Here is a 13,007-nt window from a genome sequence, read left to right on the forward strand (position 1 = left end):
CCCTCGGTCGCATGAGGACTCGGCCCCGAGGATGGCTTCACATCAACATCCGGTCGTACGTGCCGAGTTGGAATGGGTCTCTCGCGTGCGCGGGTGCGGTCCCCGTTGAGGCGTGGGTCATGGCTTGGGGGTCCAGGGAGTCCTGGGAGGTTCGGGGCCGTCCAAGGCGTCGCGGAGCTTGTCCTTGAATGTTCTGGCGGGTGCCTGCTGCTCTTCTCGCGCGTGAACCAGGCGGGCCGTGGTCACGCGTATGTGGCACTCGCGGTGGTGCTGTTTCAGCCAGACCAGCCAGGCGCCGTCCGGGGCGAGGAACGCGCGGCGGGCCGGGGTGTCGCCGCGCCGGCTGTGTCTGGCCAGGACGTCCGGCAGGTAGTGGAGTGCGGCGTCCTCGGCGACCGCCCGCACGTGCTCCTCCGTGCCGCTGACCGGGTGCGTGGCCGCCAGGAGCCAGCGGTGCAGTCTCAGCTCAACGCCGTCCGCCCGTCTGGTCGTTCGGGTGTCCTCCTCGATGAGGACGTACCAGTCGTCATCCATGCCGGGAGCCTAGCCCTCGCCACGTGCCTGATTCAGTACCTGCGGGCGGGCGTTCTCGCCGGCGGTCCGGGCGGCGGCCGGACCGCGGTCCCGCGCAGGATCGCAGCCCGGCATGGAAGCCATGGCCAGGGGGCGCTCCGTTCAGGTGAGTGTCCGGCGCAGTGCGTTCTTGTCGGGCTTGAGCATGCTGCTGAGGGGGATGGCCTGCACGATGTGGAACTCGTCGGGGACGTGGAGACCGCTCTTGTGGGCGGCGACGAAGCGGCGGAGCGCGTCGGCGTCGGGGCTGTGGGCGGGGGCGGGCACGACGGCGGCGTGGACGCGTTCGTACGTCTCGTGCGCACGCGAGCCGAAGACGGCACAGGCGGCGACGGCGGGGTGGGCCAGCAGCGCCTCCTCGATCTCGCTGGGGTAGACCTGCGCGCCGTCGACGGTGATCGTGTCGTCGCCGCGGTCGGCGAGGAACAGGTAGCCGTCGTCGTCGAGGTATCCGATGTCGCCGGTGCGCACCCAGCCGTCGTCCAGGACGCGGGCGGTCAGCTCGGGTTGCTTCCAGTAGCCGTTCATGGCGCTGTACGTGCGCGCGTGGATCTCGCCTTCGCGGCCAGCCGGGAGGACGCCGCCGTGCCGGTCGACGATGCGCAGTTCGACGCCGGGCATGGCGCGGCCGACGGTGATCTGCCCGTGCCGGCCGACGCGGTCGTGTTCCTCGGGGCGCACCTCGGTGAGTCCGAGCGTCTCGTTCTGCCCGTACCAGCTCTGCAGCACCTTGCCGAAGACGCCTTCGGCCTGCCGCAGCCGGGCCGCCGACGCCGGGCTGCCTCCGTAGGCGACCTGCCGGACGCTCGACGTGTCGGTGGTGGCCAGCGCGGGATGGTCGAGGAGCTGGTGCAGGAGGGGCGGGAGGAGGAACAGACGGGTGATCCGCTCGCGTTCGATCGCCGCGAGGACTTCGGCGGGGTCGAACGCGGGCTGCAGGACGACGGAGCCGCCCTGGAGGAGCGCCAGGTCGGCCCAGAGGCCGGCGAAGTGGGTCAGCGGCGTGCAGGCCAGGTAGCGGGGCGGAGCGTCCGTGTCGGAGGACAGGTGGTCGAGGGTGCGGCGATACGGGCCGTGTTTCATCTGCAGGCTCTTGGGCAGTCCGGTCGTGGTGCCGCCCGTGTGACGGATGCACCAGTCGTCGTCGGCGCCGACCGGCACGGGCGGCAGGGTGATGGTCTCCGGCGGTTGCTGTCGCTCGGTCGCCGCCGCGCAGATGTCGTCGAGGAGTGGGTACGGATGCGGGGGCTGGTGCTGGGGCTGGGGCTGGCGCTGGTACGGGTGCGAGTGCGGGGTCGGGGGCGGGCCGAGTGTCGCGAGGCTCGGCACACGGAGCAGCGGCGCCAGCCCGTCCAGGTCGGCGTACCGCGTGGGGTCGACCAGCAGCAGCTCGGTGTCGGCGAGGTGCACCAGGTGGGCCAGGACGTCCGGGGCGAGCCCGGCGTACAGGGGGGTCACCCGCGCGCCGGCCAGGTTGGCCGCGTAGCGCGCGATGAGCGCCTCGGGGGTGTTGCCGGTGAGCAGCGAGACGGTCTGCCCGTGCCGGATGCCGCGTGCGATCAGCTCCCGGGCGAGCCGGTGGACGCTGTCGTGCAGCTCGCCCGCGGTGATCCGCCGCCGGTCCGGGCAGAGGAGCGCGGGCTGGTCGGGACGGCGTGCCAGAGAGCTGAGGATGGCGTGGGTGTACGGGACGAAGGGCGGGTCGGCGGCCGGTCGGGGCGGCCGGAGGTCGGACATCTCTGTCTCCTGGGGTCGGCGGGCGACGTGCGTCGGCGGACTGGCCGTGGGGCGCTGCGGGGGCGTCACGGAACCAGGGCGGCCGGCCTGAGATGCCGTTCGAGGGGCGTGAGGTACGGCAGGTCGTCGAGGGGCTGGTCGGTGAAGAAGCGATCCATCAACTGGGATGTCGCGTCCGGGCGTTCGAGATGGCAGAGGTGGTCGGCGCCCCGGATGAGGGTGAAGACGCTTCCGGCGATGGTGTCGGCGACCTCGCGTCCGAGGTCGGGAACGGTGAGGCTGTCGTGTTCGCCGGTGAAGACCAGGGCCGGAACGTCCCGGATGCCGCCGGGCCGCATCCCCGGCCAGTCGATGACACGGCGGGTGGAGGCCAGGTGCCGGGGGATGTCGGCGTGGGTGACCGACCCCATCGTACGGGCGAGGACGCGGGTGACGACGGCGCGCTTGTGGACGTCCCGCTCGCCGGGGGACAGCAAGGCCGCGATGCTCATCCGGGCGTAGGCGGCGGAGTCGCCGGACTCGAGGGCGTCGGCCATCTCCCGCAGCGCGGTGCGCTGCTCCGGCGGGTACACGGGTGCGGCGCCCGCGAGGACCAGGCGGGCGACGCGCTCGGGGTGTTCCTGGGCCAGGCTGTAGGCGATCGGGACGGCGTAGGAGGCCCCGAAGAGGTTCACCCGGCTCAGGCCGAGCCGGTCCAGCAGGTGCGTCAGCGCACCGGTGAGGAAGTCGAAGCCGTACGAGGCGGGCAGTACGTCGGCCGCTCCCGATCCCGGCAGGTCCACGCTGACGACGGTCGCCGCAGCGGCCCAGCGCGCTTCGAGCCTCTGGTAGGCGTACATGTCCTGGAAGGCGCCGCCGAGCACGACGACGGGTTCGGTGGCGGGGGTGGCGTTCTCGACGATCCGGCACCGGTAGCCGAAGCCGTCGAAGGTCAGGTGGCGGACGTTCTCGGTACTCATGCCGGGTCAACCCGGCCCCGTCGGCAAAGGTCACGCGTCCGGCGATCATGTGACCGGTGCCGCCCGCCTCCGCCTCGCGTACGACAGCCGGGTCGGCGTCCTGCCGCTGAGGACGGATGTACGCCTTGAAGTCGCCGCCCGCGTCTCCGCCCGCGTGCTCCGCACGGTCGCGCGGCGGCGGCTGGGCGGTGGGGAGGTCCCGGCTCCTTCCGTGGTCGCGTGCACGCTCAACAGCTCGTGGACGCTCGGACATCTTTCGAAGACTGGAGGATATTCAGCATCTCGTTCGATCTTCCTAGTGTGGATGTCGACGGGGGGGCGGAACCCCTCCCCCATCCCCACAACCATCGCCACTTCACCAGGGAGTTCACCATGCGCGCTGTCATCCAGAAGTCCTTCGGCGGCCCCGAGGTCCTCGAACTCGCCGAGAGGGACAAGCCCGCCCCGCTCGGCGGCGAGGTCCTGGTCCGCGTCCACGCGAGCGGCGTCAACCCGGTCGACGTGGCCGTGCGTTCCGGTGCGTACCCGCTCCTGGGCGAGCCGCCGTTCGGCGTCGGCTGGGACATCTCCGGTGTCGTCGAGGAAGCCGGACCCGGTGCGCGTTTCAGGCCCGGGGACGAGGTCTTCGGCATGCCGTTCTTCCCGCGTGCCGCCACCGGGTACGCCGACTACGTGGCGGTGCCGTCGCGACAGGTGGCCCGCAAGCCCGCGTCGCTCGACCACGTGCAGGCCGCTGCCGTTCCGCTCGCCGCCCTCACCGCGTGGCAGGGGCTGGTCGACGCGGCCCAGGTCGCCGAGGGGCAGCGGGTGCTGATCCACCGGGCGGCCGGTGGCGTCGGCCACTTCGCGGTGCAGATCGCCAAGGCGCGCGGCGCGCACGTCATCGCCCTGACGAGCGCCGCCAACCACGACTTCGTCCGCGGACTCGGGGCGGACGAGGTCATCGACTACCGCACCACCGACTACACAGAAGCGGCCACGGACGTCGACGTCGTCTTCGACTCCAGCTCCGAGGGCGAGCGCGCGCTCGACGTCCTGAAGCCCGGCGGCACCCTGGTCAGCATCATGGAGCACTGGAACACCGAGCTCGCCGCCCGCGTCGAGAAGGAGGGGCGCCGGTTCGCCGGGGTCTCGGTCGAACCGGACTACGCCTCCCTGGAGGCGATCGCGGCCCTGGCCGACGCCGGCCGCATCCGCCCGCACGTCTCGGCGACGCTTCCGCTCGAACAGGCCGCGGAGGCCCATGAGCTGGTCGGTTCGGGACGCACCCGCGGCAAGGTCGTCCTCACGGTGGCCTGAGCGGGGCGGGCTAGAGTGCGAGAAGGGCCCGGGAGGACCGCCGAGAGCCGCGGAGAAGGGCGGGGATGGGCGCGGAAGGGCGGAGAGAGGGGCGGGAGTTGGACATCCTCACCGAGGTGCTTGCCTCGATGCGTACCGGCCGACCGGTATCCGTCCGCACCACCGGACGGGCACCGTTCGGACTGCGGCTTCCCCCGGTGGCCGGCGCGGGGTTCCATGTGGTGCTGTCGGGTACGTGCTGGCTCGTCCCGCTGCACCCCCTGGAGGAAGCGGCGCAGCAGGCGCCGCTTCCGCTCGGCCCCGGTGACGTGGTCTTCCTGCGGGACGGACGCGGTCACATCCTGGCCGACCACCCCGACACCCCCGCCGAGGTCGAACGGGCCTCCCAGTTCAGCCCCGGCTCGCCGCTCGGCACGGTCACCGTCGGCGGCGACGGCGCCCTGACCAACCTGCTGTGCGGGAACTACCACCTCGACAGGAGCCGGCCCCATCCCCTCGTACGGCAGCTCCCGGAGATCATCCATCTGCCCGCGAACCCTGACCGGCACCCCGAACTGGCCTCTGCTGTCCAGCTGTTGCGTGCGGAGCTGGAACTGCCGCGGCCGGGCTCCGGCGGCATCGTGCCCGCGCTGATCGACTCGCTGCTCCTGTACATCCTGCGCGCCTGGCTGGAGGAACGTCCGGCCGCCGGGGCGAAGGGCTGGGCCGCCGCGCTCGGTGACGCGGCGGTCGCGCCTGCCCTGGCCGCGATCCACAGGAAACCCGGCTCGCCCTGGACCGTGGAATCGCTGGCCACCCGCGCGGGCCTGTCCCGGGCCGCCTTCGCCCGCCGGTTCAGCGACCTGGTCGGCGAACCGCCCATGGCGTACGTGACGCGCTGGCGCATGACGACCGCCGCACGGCTGCTGCGGGAGTCCGAGGACCCCCTCGCGACGGTCGCCGCGCACACCGGTTACGCGTCCGAGTACGCCTTCGCCAAGGCGTTCAAGCGCGCGTACGGACAGGCCCCGGGCCGCTACCGGCGTGAGGTGCGTTCGGCTGCCTGACCGGAGCCCGCCACCGGGGATCGCCGGAGGCACGGGCCATCGCGGTGAGTGACCTGCCGGCGGGGTGCGGAGGCCACCTCAGCACGAGCGCCCCGCTCGCGCACGCTGCTGTGCCGCCGTCCTACGGCCGCGGCGGTACGGGCGGGGCGGGAAGGTCGAGGACGCGGGCGAGGGCGGCGGTGACGGGAGCGCAGTGACGGGGCAGGTGCCTGGACGTCCAGTCGGCGGCCAGGGACAGGAAGTCGGCGAGGTCGTGCTCGGCGCGGACGAGGAGGTCGCGGAGTTCGGCGACCGGCAGCTCGACCGCCGGGCTGTCGGTCTGGTCGGCGTTGACGGTGAGCCGGACGGTGTCGCCACATCGCTCCGCGACCGGTGAGACGGGGTCGTGGCCGAACCCGAGGAAGCCGCCGCTGTCGGCGAACCGGTGCCAGTCGCGCCAGTCCTCCAGCCCGTCGCAGCAGCCGGGGAGGAAGGTGACTCCGGTGGACGTGTCGGTGACTTGTAGACCGCCGGGCGCGAAGAGGGGGTCGAGGGTGAGCAGTCCGTGAAGGAACGCGTCGAGAGCGTCGCCCGAACCGGGAGGGTGGGTGCTGTCGACGGCGGACTCGTTGCTGGCGGCGATGCGCATCACCGCCGTCCCGACCTCAGCGGGTGAGAGTTCGCCGTGGAGAGGCATGTAGCCGGAGGCTTCGACCTGTACGACGGGCCAGAGGTCGAAGCCGTCAGGGGTGCACATCTCCAGGACGGGCTGCATCGTGATCACCCGGTGGAGTGTTCCGCATTCCCGGCCCGGACCGCCTCCGTATTCCTCGATGGTCGCCAGCGGGGCAGCTGTGGTGAGCTTCCCGACGGGGCGGCGCCGGATCCGTCAGCTGCGGCGCCCTTCCGTCGCGCGGGCCTCCCGCAACGCAGCGGGCTCCCTCCGGCCGGTTCGGTGGGCACGCCGATTCGGCAATCCGGGTGCGTGCGGCGGCTGGGAGCCGGAGAATCCCGGGGCATGAACACCGCCCCTCGCCTCCGGCGCTTCGGCCCGGAGTTCGTCGCCGACCAGCGCAGTCGTTAGGGCAAGCGCCCGCCAGAGAACCGGATGCTCTTCTACGACCTGGCCGTGCTGGACGAGTACGAGCCCTGGCGCGCCTGGCTGGACGATCAGCTCGACTCGGCCGCCTTCCTCAGGCGGAGGCCTCCGTCTTCGCCGCCCACCTTTGGCGGGACCAGAACTTCTGGCCCGACGTCATCGAGCCCGCCGCTGGCGCGGCGCTGCCGCGTCGCGGTTTCGGCGTGGAGTTCGAACGGCGTTGGGGATCGCTGACACCGGACTGGACCGTCGTCGACGACAAGGGCACGCCGGTCGCGTTGGTCGAAGTGCTCACCCACAGCCCTCAGCAGGGGACGACCGCGCGGATCAGAGCGTGGCACGGTCTCGTCGAGCGCCTGCGTGCAGTTCGACTTCGGCGACACGTTCATCCACCATCCCGTCGAGGTCGACCCGTTCGACCCGCCGCGCTGGACCATGCCACCCGAGCCGGCCGGCGTCCTGTGGGTGGGCAACGAATTCCCCTTCACCGCCACCTGGCGCCCGAACCCCACCGCAGCGACTCCCGCACCGCCCGAACTCGATCCGGGGCCTTCTGCGGGATGAGGTCCGGTCGTGACCGGACCTGCGGGGGATCAGTCGCGATCGAGGGGCGGCAGTGACGCGCAGAGGCGGTCGGGGAGTTCCGGCAGGGTCTTGTGGATCCCGGCGCAGCCCGCGTCGCCGTTCATGGCGACCGGCAGCCAGCCCGAGGGCTTGGCCCGGTAGAACCAGCGCTGGGAGAGACCGGCGGAGGAGCATCCGTCGCCGGGGTCCCCGCAGACCGGTCCCATGCGGGTCGAGAGGTCCAGCACCAGCCACGTGTCGTCGCAGCCGCGTTCCTCCCAGCTCGTGTGCCGGGGGATGTCCGTGTCGTTGACCGCCTGCTGGTACGAGGCCGGGGTGCAACGCGGCGGCGTGGGGTCGCAGCCGTTCTCACCGCACCGCCGCAGGGCGGGAGGGGCGGCGCCGGCGGGGGTGTACACGTCCATGCTGTTCACCATGACCTTGCGGGAGCCGAGGGGTTCGCCCAGCTTCACCGTCGCCTTGACCCGCCGCGTACCGGTGCAGCCGGAGCGCTGGTCCAGCGCAGGGGTCTCGTACGTCACCGACACGTACACCGTGCCGTGCGCGATGGTGTCGAGCTCGCCGCGCACGTCGCGGACGCAGGCGCGGGTGCCGTCGGGTACTTCGGCGTCGACGACCAGGGAGCGGCCGCCGTCGGCGGTACGGACGCCGTCGACACGTATGGGAGCGGCGAGCGTCCAGGTGGCGGCGGTGGCCGCCTCTGTTGTCTCCGTTTCGGTGCTGGCGGTCTTGGAGCCGCAGCCGGCAAGAACCGCCAGGGCCGCGCTGAGCACGACCGCCACCCCTGTCCCCCGCTGCCTCATCCCACGCCCCCCGTCAGCCGAGGATTCGCAGCCTAGCGTGCTCCTGGACGCCCCCTCACCGTCTCCTCCCGATCCGCCTGCCAGGCCGGTCCATGGTGCTGTGAACGTCCTCCTGAGTCGGGAAGTCACCGGATCGGCGCCTGGCCGCCGTGTCGGCATCCTGAGGGCTGCGCCCAGGAAGGACACGGCTCAGGCGTTCCGCGCGGACGTGCCCAGGTGGGCGGTCAGAGCTCGCCGCGGCGTGCGAGCTGCTTGGTCGCGTTCTCACGGACGATCTCGTTCTCGTCGTCGCGCAAGTCCTGGAGAATGTCACGGGACCTGACGCCCGGGATGGCGCCGAGAGCCCAGATCGCCTTCACCGCGAGTGCCCGGTGTTCGTCCCACCCCAGGTGCTCGGGTACCCAGCGCGTCGCCAGGGCCAGGGTCGGCAGCGTCTCGGGCGAGCGGAGTTCGCCCAGCATGGACACGATGTCCTCGTGTTCCCGGTGCCATTCGGCAGGGAGCAGCTCGATCAGCGGATCCCGGAAATCCTCGACCGAGGCGTCGGCGGAGGCGTGGACGATGAACGCCATCTCCACGTCGTCCGCGTCGCGCCGCTCCATGGCGTCCCGGAGCAGCCGCGGCGCCAGGACTCCGCCGTCGGACTCACCGAAGTGCGCGAGCACCTCGCAAGCAGGCTCTGTGACCGCCATCAGGCACACCGGCGCCCGGCAGCTGCGCCCAGGGCCGTGATGTATCGCGAGGCGTCGGGTCATGTCATGAGGCGAGCAAGGGGCCGAGTTCGGCGGCCCACTGCGGGTAGAGCGCGACCTTCTCCTCGTGCAGGGCGAGGATGTCGCGGGCCAGGGTGGGCGTCATGTCGTCGGACAGGTCCGGGCCGATGGCGATCCTTTCCAGGTAGGGCATGATCTGCGGGTCACCGGCCAGGTGCACCGGATCGTGCATGTACCGCCGCAGGGCCGGCAGGTCGGCGATGCCGACGCAGCAGGCGTGGGTGAAGCCGTCGGAGTCGCTGAGTATCCGGCCCACCGTGGAGAAGGACACCGACTCGACGGAGGCCGTCCGCCGTATCACCGCGAGCACGTGCTCGCGGTCCTCCTCGGTCGCGGTCTCCTTGAACGCAAAACGCAGCATGTGAACGATCACGGGCTTGCCGCCTTCCTGATGGAATTGAACCCATTAGTTAAGAAAACTGATCCAGTTGGTTCAGAAGATACACTGAACCCATGGGTTCAGAAGTGTCAACTGGGGTCGTGCGTACGGCTCGTGGGATGGCCGAGCGGCGGCAGGCGATCCTGGACGGCGCGTTCACGGTCTTCGCGCGGCGAGGGTACGCCCAGGCGTGCGTGAAGGAGATCGCCCAGGAGGCGGGCGTGGCCAAGCCGACCGTGTACAACCATCTGGACGACAAGGAAAGCCTCTACCGCGAGGCCGTCGAGGCCGTCGCCGAGCGGATCGGCGCCCGCGGCGTCGCTGTCGTCGAGCGGTTGCGCGGGGCTGCCGCGGATGCCGATCCGCACGCCGCGCTCACGGCAGTGGCCCGCGAGCTGCTGGAGGTGTTCGGCGCCGCGGACGCCCTCGCCGTCAGGCAGTTGGCCTGGGCGCAGGCGGCGCAGTTCCCCGACCTGGCGACGGGGGTGCGTGAGCGTACGACCTTGCGGGTGCGCTCCGCCCTCGCCGACCGTCTGGCCCGGCTCTCCCTCGACGGCCGCCTCGGCCGGTGCGACCCGGATCTCGCCGCCGAACACTTCCTCTCGCTGGTCACCGGCTCGCTGGAGTACCGCCCCGGCCCCGGCCGCGTCCCGGAGACCGCCGCCGCCGATGCCGACGCAGCCGTGGGCGTCTTCCTGCGTGCTTACGGGGGATGAGAGCCGGCACCCGGCTCGCCGTTGCCCCGGAGCTGCGTGTCAGTGCCCTGCGGCATGATGCGGAGCAGGTGACGGCAGGTCCGGCAGACGCGCGGGATTCGTCATGCCGTCCGAGCGAGGAGGTGCCCTGTGCACGGGCCGGTCACTGACGACGAACGGGCCGCCGAGGAGCGGCGGTTGCACTACGAGAGGTGGCAGTGGGGCGGGAGGCTGCCGAGCGAGAGCCTCCGCGCCGTGCGGGAAAGCAATGTCCTCGGCCTGCTCGAGTTCGACAGCGACCTGGTGCACGCCCTTGATGGCGTGGGGGCCGACGTACAGCGTTCCGTGGCGCTGCTGGCGGCGCGTCGGGCCTGTGAGGCGGCCGGTCTGACCACCGTGCCGTGGGTCGCCGGGGCGCTCGCCGCGCTGGCGGAGGGACGTCCGCTTCCGCCGCCGTTCGATGACGCCTCGCGGATGCGGGAGAGGCTGAACGCCACTCCGTTCCCGGCGGGTCCGCTGGTGCGCGGGGCGGTACCGCCCGAACGACCGCCCTACTTTCCCCCGACGCCCGCCGGATGGGCATGGATCCCGGCCTCGCGGCCGGGGGACGACGGCGCGCAGCACTACGAACTCGGGCGGATGCCGGAAGGTCCCTCGCCGGCGGTGCCCGGAGACAAGTTGTCGGCGGCACGCACGGACGTCGGACACGTTCCTGCCACCGTCACTCCAGCGGCGCTGACGCACCCCGCGCGCACGCCGCAGGTCAGGGGGCCGATCTCACAGCCGCACTTCGCTCTGCCCGCCGTCGTCGCCGCCGCCGACCCCTCCCCGCTCAAGGCGGTTCTGGACGCGGTGTGGCATGCGCTGCACACGTGCGGAGAGCACTACCCGGGGTTTCTGGAGGAGATCCGGGGGATCCTGGCCGGTCGGCCGGACGGGTGGAGAGGCGAAGCCGTCGTTCCGTCGGTGTGAGTTCCCGCGGCGACCGTGGGTGGGGTCGTAGTGGGAGCGGTGCGGTCCCCCTGTTCGCGAGGGGGTGCAGTGGGTCGCAGGCGGGGGCCGAGAGGCGTGCCGACGGCAGCCGGCGGTCGTAGCCGGGTCAACCGATCGGTTGATCCCAGGTCGAGCGGGTCGGGTGATGCCGGGCGGGGTGTGCCGGAGGCGATCGTGGGGGCATGCCGATGATTGAAGTGCGGGACCTGCGTAAGGCGTACGGGGAGCGGGCGGCCGTCGACGGTGTCTCCTTCCGCGTGGACGAGGGGGAGATCTTCGGGATCCTCGGGTCCAACGGCGCCGGCAAGACCACCACCGTCGAATGCGTCGCGGGACTGCGGACCGCCGACTCGGGTGTGGTGCGAGTGGCGGGTCTCGACCCCGTCGCCGACCACGACCGGATCACCCGGCTGCTCGGCGTCCAGCTCCAGCAGAGCGAGCTCCAGGCCAAGATCACCGTCCGGGAGGCGCTGGAGCTGTACGCCTCCTTCTACGAGCGGCCCGCCGACTGGCGCGCGCTCGCCGAGCGGCTCGGGCTCGACGCCCATCTGGACGCGCGGTTCGCGAAGTTGTCCGGCGGCCAGAAGCAGCGGCTGTTCATCGCGCTGGCGCTCGTCGGCGACCCCCGTGCCGTCGTCCTCGACGAACTCACCACCGGGCTCGACCCCCGGGCCCGCCGCGACACGTGGGCGCTCGTCGAGTCCATCCGCGCGGGAGGTGTCACCGTCCTCCTCGTCACCCACGTCATGGAGGAGGCGCAGCGGCTCTGCGACAGGATCGCGGTGATCGATCGCGGCCGGGTCACGGCCCTCGACACCCCCGCCGGGCTCATCGGGCGGTCCGCCACCGCCCGGGTGATCTCCTTCGCCGCGGACAGCCCGCTGGAGACGGCCGAACTCACCGCCCTGCCCGGCGCCGCCGACGTGACCACGCGCGACGGCCGCACCATGGTGACCGGTTCGGACGCCACCGTCGACGCCTTCGTGTCGCTGCTCGCCCGCCGCGCCGTCACCGCCCGCGGGCTCCGCATCACCGACACCACCCTCGACGACGCCTACCTCGACCTCACCTCCTGAGCGTTCCGTTCGCGACCGACCGACCGACCGCCGTCGGCTGCCCTGCGGCAGGCCGAAGTCCGCCCCGCCTCATCGCAGGCGCGCACGGCGGTCCGGTGCCGCCAGGGCGAGCCCCGCCACCACCATCGCCCCCCAGCCCGCCCGTCGCCCCGACAGGAGCCGCCCCATGGCCAGTACGCGTACCAGTCCCGGCCCCCTCCCCCGACCCCGCCCTCGCCCCCGTACCACCGCACCGGTCTCCGCCACCCGCGCCGTCCTCGTCACCGAGGCCCGCCTCTTCGCCCGCGAGCCCGGCTCCCTGTTCTGGGTGATGGTCTCCCCAACCGTGCTCCTGGTGATCCTCGGGCTCATCCCGTCCTTCCGGGAGGCCTCACCTGACCTCGGGGGCCGCCGCGTGATCGACCTCTACGTGCCCACCTCCGTCCTCTTCGCCCTGATCATGGCGGGACTCCAGGCCATGCCGCCGGTCCTCGCCGGCTACCGCGAGCGCGGCATCCTGCGCCGCATGTCCGCCACCCCGGTGCGTCCGGCCGCCCTGCTCACCGCCCAGCTCGTGCTGCACGCCGGCGCCGCGCTGGTCTCAGCGCTGCTGGTCGTCGCCGTCGGCCGGATCGCCTTCGGCGTCGCCCTGCCCGCGAACCTCCCCGGCTACCTCGGCGCGCTGCTCCTCGCCGTCGCGGGCGCGCTCGCGCTCGGCGCGACGGTCTGCGCGGTGTCCCGTACGCAGAAGATCGCCACCGCCGTCGGCACGGCCGTCTTCTTCCCGTCCATGTTCACGGCCGGCGTCTGGGTGCCCGTCCAGGCCATGCCGGATACGCTGCGGCAGATCGTGGAGTTCGCGCCGTACGGTGCCGCCTCGCAGGCGCTCGACGAGGCGGCGCGCGGCGGCTGGCCGAGCCTGCCGGCGGTCGGGGTGATGGCCTTCTGGGTGGTCGTCCTGACGGCGACCGCGATCCGCCGCTTCCGCTGGGAGTGACGGAGGGGGCGCACGGGAGCAACGGTCGGGTACGG

General features: G+C 72.3%; 14 protein-coding genes. 7 read left to right on the forward strand and 7 right to left on the reverse strand.

Annotation, left to right across the window (positions count from 1 at the left end; genetic code table 11):
- Window positions 1–117: 117 nt before the first annotated feature.
- The 3 genes from ACFVQZ_RS15120 to ACFVQZ_RS15130 form a co-directional block, all read right to left on the reverse strand.
- Entirely contained in the window at window positions 118–534 is a 417-nt protein-coding gene (locus ACFVQZ_RS15120; protein ID WP_383622428.1) for a hypothetical protein, read from the reverse strand.
- Between the two features lie 141 nt (window positions 535–675).
- On the reverse strand, window positions 676–2,310 hold the full coding sequence (locus tag ACFVQZ_RS15125; RefSeq protein ID WP_383622430.1) for an AMP-binding protein: 1,635 nt from the start codon (window positions 2,308–2,310) through the stop codon (window positions 676–678).
- Between the two features lie 65 nt (window positions 2,311–2,375).
- The gene (locus tag ACFVQZ_RS15130) at window positions 2,376–3,269 is read right to left on the reverse strand and encodes an alpha/beta fold hydrolase (RefSeq protein WP_383622432.1); all 894 of its coding nucleotides are present in this window, start codon (window positions 3,267–3,269) and stop codon (window positions 2,376–2,378) included.
- A 372-nt stretch (window positions 3,270–3,641) separates the two neighbouring features.
- Between ACFVQZ_RS15130 and ACFVQZ_RS15135 the strand changes: the two genes are divergently transcribed.
- Window positions 3,642–4,568: an NADP-dependent oxidoreductase gene (locus ACFVQZ_RS15135; protein WP_383622435.1), complete on the forward strand. Its 927-nt coding sequence runs from the start codon at window positions 3,642–3,644 to the stop codon at window positions 4,566–4,568.
- A 98-nt stretch (window positions 4,569–4,666) separates the two neighbouring features.
- Window positions 4,667–5,614, forward strand: coding sequence for an AraC family transcriptional regulator (locus ACFVQZ_RS15140; protein WP_383622438.1), 948 nt, complete (start codon window positions 4,667–4,669; stop codon window positions 5,612–5,614).
- 121 nt (window positions 5,615–5,735) lie between these two features.
- On the opposite strand, the gene ACFVQZ_RS15145 is transcribed toward ACFVQZ_RS15140, so the two are convergent.
- A complete protein-coding gene (locus ACFVQZ_RS15145) occupies window positions 5,736–6,368 on the reverse strand; it encodes a hypothetical protein (RefSeq protein WP_383622980.1) in 633 nt (210 codons plus the stop codon).
- Window positions 6,369–7,052: 684 nt separating this feature from the next.
- On the opposite strand from ACFVQZ_RS15145, the gene ACFVQZ_RS15150 reads away from it, so the two are divergent.
- Window positions 7,053–7,256, forward strand: coding sequence for a hypothetical protein (locus tag ACFVQZ_RS15150; protein ID WP_383622440.1), 204 nt, complete (start codon window positions 7,053–7,055; stop codon window positions 7,254–7,256).
- Between the two features lie 29 nt (window positions 7,257–7,285).
- Here the strand turns inward: ACFVQZ_RS15150 and ACFVQZ_RS15155 are convergent, their stop codons facing one another.
- The 3 genes from ACFVQZ_RS15155 to ACFVQZ_RS15165 all read right to left on the reverse strand — a co-directional run bounded on the left by ACFVQZ_RS15155 (window position 7,286) and on the right by ACFVQZ_RS15165 (window position 9,214).
- Window positions 7,286–8,050 (reverse strand): hypothetical protein, encoded by a 765-nt coding sequence (locus ACFVQZ_RS15155; RefSeq protein WP_383622443.1) that lies wholly within the window; start codon window positions 8,048–8,050, stop codon window positions 7,286–7,288.
- Window positions 8,051–8,304: 254 nt separating this feature from the next.
- Window positions 8,305–8,772: a HEAT repeat domain-containing protein gene (locus ACFVQZ_RS15160; protein ID WP_383622446.1), complete on the reverse strand. Its 468-nt coding sequence runs from the start codon at window positions 8,770–8,772 to the stop codon at window positions 8,305–8,307.
- A 64-nt stretch (window positions 8,773–8,836) separates the two neighbouring features.
- The gene (locus tag ACFVQZ_RS15165) at window positions 8,837–9,214 is read right to left on the reverse strand and encodes a Dabb family protein (RefSeq protein ID WP_383622449.1); all 378 of its coding nucleotides are present in this window, start codon (window positions 9,212–9,214) and stop codon (window positions 8,837–8,839) included.
- 119 nt (window positions 9,215–9,333) lie between these two features.
- Between ACFVQZ_RS15165 and ACFVQZ_RS15170 the strand changes: the two genes are divergently transcribed.
- The 4 genes from ACFVQZ_RS15170 (at window position 9,334) to ACFVQZ_RS15185 (ending at window position 12,972) form a co-directional block, all read left to right on the forward strand.
- The gene (locus ACFVQZ_RS15170) at window positions 9,334–9,948 is read left to right on the forward strand and encodes a TetR/AcrR family transcriptional regulator (RefSeq protein ID WP_383622452.1); all 615 of its coding nucleotides are present in this window, start codon (window positions 9,334–9,336) and stop codon (window positions 9,946–9,948) included.
- Between the two features lie 129 nt (window positions 9,949–10,077).
- Complete coding sequence (locus ACFVQZ_RS15175) at window positions 10,078–10,899, forward strand: hypothetical protein (protein ID WP_383622455.1); 822 nt, start codon at window positions 10,078–10,080, stop codon at window positions 10,897–10,899.
- Between the two features lie 203 nt (window positions 10,900–11,102).
- A complete protein-coding gene (locus tag ACFVQZ_RS15180) occupies window positions 11,103–11,996 on the forward strand; it encodes an ABC transporter ATP-binding protein (RefSeq protein WP_383622458.1) in 894 nt (297 codons plus the stop codon).
- A gap of 166 nt (window positions 11,997–12,162) precedes the next feature.
- On the forward strand, window positions 12,163–12,972 hold the full coding sequence (locus ACFVQZ_RS15185; RefSeq protein WP_383622461.1) for an ABC transporter permease: 810 nt from the start codon (window positions 12,163–12,165) through the stop codon (window positions 12,970–12,972).
- Window positions 12,973–13,007 lie beyond the last annotated feature (35 nt).

The organism is Streptomyces sp. NPDC057854, from assembly GCF_042797055.1.
Classification (GTDB): domain Bacteria; phylum Actinomycetota; class Actinomycetes; order Streptomycetales; family Streptomycetaceae; genus Streptomyces.